General features: G+C 57.2%; 7 protein-coding genes, 1 pseudogene and 1 other annotated feature. Of the genes and pseudogenes, 4 read left to right on the top strand and 4 right to left on the bottom strand.

Going from position 1 to position 7105, the window contains the following annotated elements; all coding sequences use genetic code 11:
- Positions 1–952: pseudogene (locus OCH239_RS18040) on the bottom strand (IS3 family transposase); the annotation flags it as partial.
- Positions 555–671 (bottom strand) — a sequence feature (AL1L pseudoknot). It overlaps the preceding pseudogene by 117 nt.
- On the opposite strand from OCH239_RS18040, the gene OCH239_RS23935 reads away from it, so the two are divergent.
- On the top strand, positions 872–1138 hold the full coding sequence (locus tag OCH239_RS23935) for an integrase core domain-containing protein (RefSeq protein ID WP_425280296.1): 267 nt from the start codon (positions 872–874) through the stop codon (positions 1136–1138). The pseudogene OCH239_RS18040 and the gene OCH239_RS23935 sit on opposite strands and share 81 nt — an antisense overlap.
- 110 nt (positions 1139–1248) lie before the next feature.
- Here the strand turns inward: OCH239_RS23935 and OCH239_RS22890 are convergent, their stop codons facing one another.
- Both OCH239_RS22890 and OCH239_RS18030 read right to left on the bottom strand, forming a co-directional pair.
- The gene (locus OCH239_RS22890; protein ID WP_157577950.1) at positions 1249–2229 is read right to left on the bottom strand and encodes a putative nucleotide-diphospho-sugar transferase; all 981 of its coding nucleotides are present in this window, start codon (positions 2227–2229) and stop codon (positions 1249–1251) included.
- Between the two features lie 241 nt (positions 2230–2470).
- Entirely contained in the window at positions 2471–3289 is an 819-nt protein-coding gene (locus tag OCH239_RS18030; RefSeq protein WP_051489599.1) for an ABC transporter permease, read from the bottom strand.
- A gap of 90 nt (positions 3290–3379) precedes the next feature.
- Between OCH239_RS18030 and OCH239_RS18025 the strand changes: the two genes are divergently transcribed.
- From OCH239_RS18025 to OCH239_RS23785, 3 genes are all read left to right on the top strand, one after another.
- Positions 3380–4669, top strand: coding sequence for a KpsE/RkpR family capsule polysaccharide export protein (locus OCH239_RS18025; RefSeq protein ID WP_244430395.1), 1290 nt, complete (start codon positions 3380–3382; stop codon positions 4667–4669).
- A 25-nt stretch (positions 4670–4694) separates the two neighbouring features.
- Positions 4695–5372: an ABC transporter ATP-binding protein gene (locus tag OCH239_RS18020; RefSeq protein WP_037265818.1), complete on the top strand. Its 678-nt coding sequence runs from the start codon at positions 4695–4697 to the stop codon at positions 5370–5372.
- 215 nt (positions 5373–5587) lie between these two features.
- Complete coding sequence (locus OCH239_RS23785) at positions 5588–5713, top strand: hypothetical protein (protein WP_280111434.1); 126 nt, start codon at positions 5588–5590, stop codon at positions 5711–5713.
- 190 nt (positions 5714–5903) lie between these two features.
- On the opposite strand, the gene OCH239_RS22885 is transcribed toward OCH239_RS23785, so the two are convergent.
- Positions 5904–6461: a hypothetical protein gene (locus OCH239_RS22885; RefSeq protein ID WP_157577949.1), complete on the bottom strand. Its 558-nt coding sequence runs from the start codon at positions 6459–6461 to the stop codon at positions 5904–5906.
- Between the last annotated feature and the right edge of the window lie 644 nt (positions 6462–7105).

Raw genomic sequence — 7105 nt, 5'->3', positions numbered from 1 at the left:
GACGACCGGTTGAATCCGCCTTGGGAGCCGCGATCCGAATGATGGATGAGCCCCATCCCCTTCGTCGGCCGGCGTTCGTGGACCGCCTGTTCCAGAGCATCGAGAACGAAGCCCGCATGGGCCGAGGTGCTGACGCGCCAGCCAACGATCTTTCGGGCATACGCGTCGATGACGAAGGCGACATAGGCAAAACCCTTCCAGGTGGCCACGTAGGTGAAATCGCTGACCCAAAGAACGTTCGGTGCCGAGACCCGGAACTGCCGGTTCACCTTGTCCAATGGGCACGGCGCTTTCTTGTCCGGCACCGTGGTTCGATGCGGCTTGCCGCGGATGATGCCCTGAAGCCCCATGTCACTCATCAGCCGTGCTACGGTGCAGCGGGCGACATCGATTCCTTCTCGCGCCAGTTGTCGCCAGACCTTGCGAACGCCATAGACACGCCAGTTCTCCTCGAACACGCGCCGGATCTCGGGTCGCAGTGCTTCGTCACGCCGCGCCCGATCCGACAGCCGAGCCGGATCGGCCCGCTTGGCCAAGTGATCGTAGTAGGTGGAAGGGGCAACCGGCAGGACGTTGCAGATCGGCTCGACCCCATGCTCCCCGCGATGCATGTCGATGAACGACACCATCACTTCGACCGGCGGTCGAGCTCCGCCATCGCAAAATAAGCTGATGCTTTGCGCAGTATCTCGTTGGCTTGGCGCAGCTCGCGGTTCTCCCGCTCCAGCGCCTTCAGCTTCTCGGCCGTGTCGCTCGAGATGCCCGCTCGCGTGCCGCTATCCACCTCCGCCTTCTTCACCCACGCATTCAGCGTGTTGGCGGAACAGCCGATCTTCGCGGCGATCGAGACAATCGCTTGCCAGCGAGACTCGTGCTGGCCGCCGTTGTCGAGAACCATACGAACCGCTCGCTCGCGGACCTCAGGGGAGAACTTGTTCGTCGTCTTGCTCATGATGGCTCCAGTCTACTCAAGAGTTGGAGCCTCCGGCAAACCCGGGGCGGTTCAGACCGCCTCCCGACGGCATCTAGTGTGCCAAGGTGGATCATCGGCGACTGGATCGCATTTTACAACACCCGTCGGCCGCATCAGGCGCTCGGAATGAAGACACCCGCCGCGACGTTCGAATTAGCGGCATAACCTGAGCAGGTTCTGCTGGGTCGATACATTCGTTCGTCCTCCATCTGGCTCGAAAGTCTACTTCAGGAAGGACCACTTTTTTGGGGGCAGACCAAGCCAACCATCAAAGCTTACTCTCGCCTGGCGTTCATTATCTTGCGCAGCTGCCGCCCGGCAAAACGAAGCATGCGAGCGACCACCTTCCTAAATTTACTATTCTTTTCTATGAGGAGACGATCGTTCTCTTTGGTTATCTTCTCATTCTCGGCCTTAAGTCGTTTAATTTCTGATGCTTGCCTGCTCAATCTTCTATTCAGTTTTTGCCGCGGCGATAAAATAACTATCCCAGACACATTTTCTTGAGATTGATCTAACTCAATCAGTTTTCTTACATAGCGAGACAGCTCTGGAGTTAGCGCTTCTTCTAATTGGAAAGGTTCTTCTGGGTTTCCGGGTGTAGTTTTGTGTAATTGGGGTGAGTGTATTATACGAGGTACACCAAGGCGCCGTCCCCAGTTCTCTAAGTTCGAGTGCTTCATCATATTGTACTCGGCACCCAGAACTGAAAAGCGTAGCCTTGACCGCATTAAAGTACGCCGCAAGGCTGGCTGGTCTCTTCTTTCGAGTTTATCTCGTACTTCCATTTCCCACTTGATAAGGAAGTCCTTCATCAAGGCAGACTTCTTAATGGCAAGTACGCCGCTATTGAGAGGTGATAAGCACCGAGGAGGTTCGCCAGGCGGTGCCTCGCCGATCATTCCCTTCTCGGCGTGCGCCGCGAGAAGGTCGAAATCTTCAAGTGCGATAAATAATTCATTTATATCAGAGAGCACAAGGATATCCGCGTCCAAAAATAAAGTTCTATCGAACCGAGAACGCTGCAATGCTTCCATCTTTGGTCGAAAGAAACTATCGGATAGTATATGCACTGTATCGAAGACGTGATCTCTCTGGCTCGCGTCGTCGGTAAACCAATCGATCGCTACATCAGGCATACATAGCCTAAGCGTTCTTGCAGCACGGCGAGCCAAGATATTATAGTCAGCGCCTGTGGTTGCGAAAATTACCCCAGTCGAAGCGGATGTCATATTCGGACCAATCGCGTCATTCATTTCTTCCTCGTTTTAGTCGCTACGTCTACTTTAGATTCTTTGGACTTCATGAATTGCTATGAACACTCGATCAGTCTCTATGTGGTCGCGCTTGCTCAAATGACCGGCGCTTTCTAGGCGCTCGCTTGAAGAATGTGCGCGGTTTGAGATCGGTATCTGGGCTGACTGTTTCGGTAAAAGCGCGTGTCGCATAGTTTTTGAATGGTGCTTTCAACAGGCCACAACGCCAGATCATTTCGCTTCAGATATTGATTAAGTCCCGGTGGTATTGCCGCAACAGCAGGAGTCCGGTAGCGAGCGCGACCGCTGAAATCGTGAAAACGTAAAGGTACGACACGTATGAACCGTCATATGTGGCATAGACGCCCGAACGCATTTGGCCGACCACGTGAATAAGTGGATTCCACCATAACCAATCACGATAGGGCAGGGGCACCATGTCAAACACAAAGAATATACATGAAGCAAGAAATAGCGGGCGGTTCAAGATCGCCCAAGCCTTTTCCCACAAGGGGTAAAGCGTAAGCAGATATGAGTTCAGTGTTCCAACCCCCAGACCGAGTGAAAATGACATCAGGTAGGCGAGAACCATGGCCGGGATATCGACGATGACGTCGAGATCATAGAGAATGATGATTGCCGAGAATAGAATGAAACCGATGAGAAGCTGCGTCATCGCCGTGAGAATTACACGCGCGAGGATTGCGTCCATGAAGGTTACGCCGGGATAGGCCAGTAGCGCCTTTGAGAACCGCTGGGCTTGAGCCGTCTTCCCATGCATATCCATGTAGGCAGTGAATGGCAGGACGCCCGAGGCGAAGAACAACGCAAAACTCGTGCCGATCCCGGGCGATCTGAAGCCGAGCGAGAAGATGACGGTCATGACCATGATGCCAGCGACGGGCTCAAGGATGGCCCAAAGGTATCCGAAGGCGGTCCTCCCGTGCGTCGCTGACATCTCGCGCAGCATGAGTGCCACGATCACCCGGAAGGTGGCGAACCTGCGCGAGGGAGGGCGTGCGGGTGTGTTAGGCAGGAAAGACAGGGGCACATCGCTCATGCCTAGTCTCTGGCATAGAGTGGTTGGCTTTGCTAGGAGCGAAGCCAAGTTGTGTCGGCGAGCCGGCACGAGAGCAAGGATATAGCTCAGTTGAAACAAGCAGACCAGGCCCGTCGCTCGGCATCACCGGACGAGGGTAATCAAGGAAGCGTTCCGGGTTCTCTGAAAGAACGGGTAACCCCGATGAAACCCGGTTCCCGGGGGAGCACCGGGGCTCCGCAAAAGGCTGTATCACCCGGCCATCAAGAGGTAGAAAAGCATGTGCCCCAGCCGGCGCATGGAGCGAGCATCCAGCGTCGCCATGTCGCGATTGCCTTCACGTTCCTGGTCTGGGTTGTGGCTCCGATCCTCGTGGCTGGGTTCTACCTTTTTGCAATTGCGCACGATCAGTATGCGAGCCGCGTCGGCTTTTCGGTCCGCACGGAGGAGGTCGGATCCGCGATCGAGCTTCTGGGTGGACTGACGGAACTGTCGGGATCGTCTTCTTCGGATACCGATATTCTGTACGAATACATCCGCAGCCAGCAAATGGTGCGTGCAGTGTCGGAGAATGTTGATCTCAGGGAGATCTACGCCATTGAGGGAGATCCGTTCTTCTCACTCGGCGAGGATGCACGGATCGAGGCGCTGTGGGACTACTGGCAGCGTATGGTCAAAGTTTTTTACGATCGTGGGAGCGGATTGATCGAAGTGCGCGTGCTGGCTTTCGATCCTCAGGACGCTCAGACCGTGGCGGAGGCAATCTACGACCGGTCGAGCGAAATGATTAACGAGCTTTCGACCATCGCCCGAGCTGACGCAATGCGCTACGCCGAGGAGGAGCTCGCACGCTCCGAAGCGCGGCTGCGGGACGCCCGACAAGCGACAACTGCCTTCCGCAATCAGACGGGCATCATCGACCCCGAGGCCGATATCCAAGGTCAGATGGGGGTGGTGAACGCGCTTCAGCAGCAGCTAGCCGGTGCGCTTGTAGAGCGTGGCTCGATCCTAGAAAGCAACCCCTCGGATCCGCGACTCGCTGACATCGAGCGCCGTATCCGATCGATCCGCAGCCAGATCGAAGCTGAGCGCTCGCAGGTGCGGGAAGAAGACGGTGAGGGCACCCGCGCTTACTCGCAGTTGATCGAGGAATTCGAAGTTCTGCGCGCAGACCAAGAATTTGCCGAGAAGTCCTACCTCTCGGCGCGCGCCGCCCGAGATAGCGCGCTGGCGGAGGCCCAGAGGCAGTCGCGCTATCTTGCAAGCTACGTACAGCCAACTCTAGCCGAAACCGCCGAGTTCCCCCAGCGCTACACGCTGCTCGGCATGGTGGCGGGGTTTCTCTTCATCACCTGGGCGATCGGCGTGATGGTCTATTATTCGCTGCGCGACAGGCGCTGATCCAGCTGCGCGGGAGAAATCGCAGATGATCGAGCTTCGCGATCTGTGCAAGACCTTCGTCATGGACGGCCGGCGGAAGACAGTCCTCGATCACGTCAACGCGGTCTTCCCGCCGCGCAAGTGCATTGCGATCCTCGGGCGCAACGGGGCGGGCAAATCCACGCTGCTGCGTATGATCTCCGGGGCGATGGATCCTGACTCGGGCGAGATCATCTCAAGCGGGACCATCTCTTGGCCGGTCGGTTACGCCGGAAGTTTCCATGGCGAGATGTCCGGACTACAGAATACTCGTTTTATTGCGCGTGTTTACGGAGTGGATACAGATGATCTGGCACACTTCGTTGCCGATTTCGCCGAGCTTGGTGATCATTTCTACCTGCCGGTGCGGACGTATTCCTCGGGCATGAAATCACGTCTTGCCTTCGGCGTTTCGATGGGGATCAGATTTGACACCTATCTCGTCGACGAGGTTACCGCTGTGGGCGATGCGGCCTTCTCGAAAAAATCCGACGCGCTTTTCCGCGAGCGGATGAAAACCTCGGGTGCCGTCATGGTTACCCACTCGATGGGAAAGGTGAAAAAGCTCGCTGACATGGCTTGTATCCTCGAAAATGGGGAGCTCACGCTCCACGAGGATGTGCCGCACGCAGTCAAGCTTCATCAACGCATGATGAAGGCGCAGCGGGAATACGACGAAGGCTGACGATCGCGTCTCTTGCAGCCGGTTCCAGCGATGGGCGGGTGCATGACTATGAGATCGGCTTGTTGAGGGGCGTCTACCGTGGGTCGGAGACCCAATCCTCCCGCTCGTGTCGAACCCGGACCACGAAGATCGATCCGTTTGGGCGGGGCTGTGATGCTCGGCCCCGTAGAGCCAGATCTCGATCAGGTCCTCTTCAGCCGCGCGACTTAGTCGCCATGGCACTCTTCGGGCAATCCAGCTCTGCGACGCGCTTCGGCTATGATCTCGGCCATGGTCCGGCTGCCGTCTCCGCTTTCCAGACCTTCCTCGACGAGGCGCTGCATCCGCGCAATGGCGTCTGAGCGGACCTGATCCCGGATAAGAACTCCGAGAAAAACCGGCCAGAGCCCTGAAGATCCTCGTAAATCAGGCAGCGGGGCTCCCCAAGGCCTCGGCGAACATTTCCGCAGTCAGGTTGTATTGAAGCACTCGCCTGGCGAGCCAATCGCGATGAGACGTGAAATCCAGCGGCTCACGGGCGGAAGCCACCCTCTACTGGTAAAACGAGCGGACGAAGTCGTCTGGCCGGCGAAAGACCAGGATGGGGATGACCTCGAAGTTTGAGAGAGTCACTGCGAGACGCGCCAGATAACCCTCGCGCCGGGGGTGCCAGGGGCCCTGCTCGGCCGTGAGTTGCCGGCAGAGGGCTTCGGAACTCACGAAGACCTCCAGATCTTCCTTGAGCGCTTCTCCCAGCCAAAGATGTGGCATGGCCTTGGCGTAAGCCAGCGGAAGGCGGTTCTTCTGGGTATCGGAGAGGCCGTGGGCGAAGGCGTGATACGCCACAACCGGCTCTTGTGTCAAAGGCGTCAGATCCGGATAGAGAAGGCTCCGCTCCCTGAATGTCTCGCGATGGTTGGCGGCAAAGGCTTGCAGGGCTGTCGTGCCTGTCTTGTGCAGTCCCGCATGCAGATAAAGTCTGGGGTGAAGGCCTCCCTTTCGAGCGCTACTTGCACCGCGATCTTTTGTCGGGCCAAGGGTAGGCTCGTACCCGTCAGGCTCCAGTATCTTTTGCCTGAAGACTTCTGCCGGCGTCTTCCAGTTGGGCATTTCCTGGGTGACGCGTTGAGGTGGTCACAGAAAATCTTTACTAATTCATGATTTGAGACCACCGCGGGATCGAGCTTACGGGGAAGCCAACTGCGAGCACAACTGTCAACGGCGGAGCAATTTCCGGCCAACCTGGAGTACTCCCCTGAGGCTGGACATGGAGACGTCAGGTTTTCCCCCTCCGGGCGTTCAGAGTAAGAAAGCCAATGCCGGAACGAAACAGCTTGACGATGCTTGCATCGCCCGGCCGATCCGTGCTTGGTCGCAGGACTGGCTGCCTGTGATGGCCCTTGTTTTTCATGAGATGTTGACTTCTTGGCGTATCCTGATTTCTCGAGACGCAACACGATCGTGCTGAGCGTTACGGCCATGCTTGCCGGGATCGTTGCTGTTCTGACCCTTGTACCGCTATCGCCATCGGAGGGTGTTCCGGGGAATGACAAGCTCCATCATGTTGCCGCTTTCGCAGCACTTGTCCTGCCCGCAGCCACGTTTGCGCCTCGGCTGCTCTGGGGCATACTCCCTGTGACAGTGGTTTATGGTGTTGTGATCGAGGTGGTTCAGCCCTGGACTGGACGGCAAGGAGAGCTGGCCGACATTCTGGCCGACGGGGCCGGATTGCTCGCTGGCCTGCTTCTCGGGCG

Source organism: Roseivivax halodurans JCM 10272, from assembly GCF_000521785.1.
Classification (GTDB): Bacteria; Pseudomonadota; Alphaproteobacteria; order Rhodobacterales; family Rhodobacteraceae; genus Roseivivax; species Roseivivax halodurans.
The sequence above is the reverse complement of the archived record's forward strand: the minus strand, read 5'-3'. Positions and strand labels throughout refer to the sequence as shown.